The 1,162-nt window shown below is 42.3% G+C and carries 2 protein-coding genes; both read left to right on the forward strand.

From position 1 onward, the window contains the following. The first annotated feature begins 147 nt into the window (after positions 1–147). Complete coding sequence (locus ACFU9E_RS35585; RefSeq protein ID WP_380715725.1) at positions 148–402, forward strand: hypothetical protein; 255 nt, start codon at positions 148–150, stop codon at positions 400–402. A gap of 340 nt (positions 403–742) precedes the next feature. Then, the gene (locus ACFU9E_RS35590) at positions 743–1,039 is read left to right on the forward strand and encodes a hypothetical protein (RefSeq protein ID WP_063336321.1); all 297 of its coding nucleotides are present in this window, start codon (positions 743–745) and stop codon (positions 1,037–1,039) included. The last annotated feature ends 123 nt before the right edge of the window (positions 1,040–1,162 follow it).

The raw sequence follows: 1,162 nt of genomic DNA on the forward strand, positions 1-1,162 counted from the left end.
GTTATTATCATCGTGTTTTGGTTCTTCTTTATCCGCCGCAAAAAGAAGGGATAACACATGGAAAAAGGTCTTTTGTTTTTCACGCTGGCGCTCACAGCCATATGGATTATTCTTGATGACTTTTATGGCGGCAAACACCTGTCAAAGATGGCACAGAAAATGACGCCTGACATTTCTACACCGATGGACGTTGTAAAAGATGGTTGGGAATCTACAAAAGAAACCGTCGACGAAGCCGGAAAGACAGCGAAAAAGGCAGTTGAAAAAGCGACAGGATACGACACGTATAAAAAGTATCAAAAGATGAAGCCGGAGCAGAAAAAGAAAGTCAAAAAAGCCGCTAAAGACAGTTTCATAGATGGGTTTTGGAACGGTCTTAAACGCGGTTTTGGCTTGAAGTAAAGGGGTGATTCTATGCAAGAGTTTACAAAGTCTATGCGGTTTATTATCACCTTTCTCTTTTTCGTTATCCTGCTGGGTATGTTCACAAATGAAAAAATAACGTACACGTTCTTGGTACTTGTTCTCGCAAGTATGGCAGTCCTGAACGTTGACAAGGTAAAACAAATCATGGGAGGTCTTGTGGATGGTTAACAAGTTTTTTGACGTGATTGCGGGTATCGGGATTCTCATTGGTATTTATCTGTTCCTGAAAAATGCCAAGTCTACGACTTCCATTATCAGCACAATCGCGAGCAATTCAATTTCAGGCATCAAAGTATTACAAGGGAGGTAAGGCGGCATGATGGAAGGCTATCACCTTCAAAACCGGGTTCATGCGCTTCAGGAGCTTTCACGTCCAGTGGAGCTACCTGACGCGCAGCTAGGTATTGGAGACGCTGAAGAATTACGCCCAACACATGCCAACTTCATTTACCCGATGGTTCCGAAAGAAGCATTGATCGACAAAGTAACAAACATGAGTATTGAGAAAGCGACAGTCGATCTAAACGGAAATCAGGTAGATGAAGAAAACTTCCCTAAGAATCATTATTTCGGTGATCCGATAGGAGGCTTATATTGGTATGGCGGAATTTGAACAAGTCGGTCATGAATCCGGGGGTCATTCCCCGGGTAAAAAGAAATTCCAATTAAACAAAAAGAATATTGTCATTATCGGGTCGGTTGCAATTGGGGTCTTTCTATTAGTCTCCCTTGTGAC

The organism is Kitasatospora sp. NPDC057595 (assembly GCF_042800875.1).
In the GTDB taxonomy this organism is placed as follows: Bacteria; Actinomycetota; Actinomycetes; order Streptomycetales; family Streptomycetaceae; genus Kitasatospora.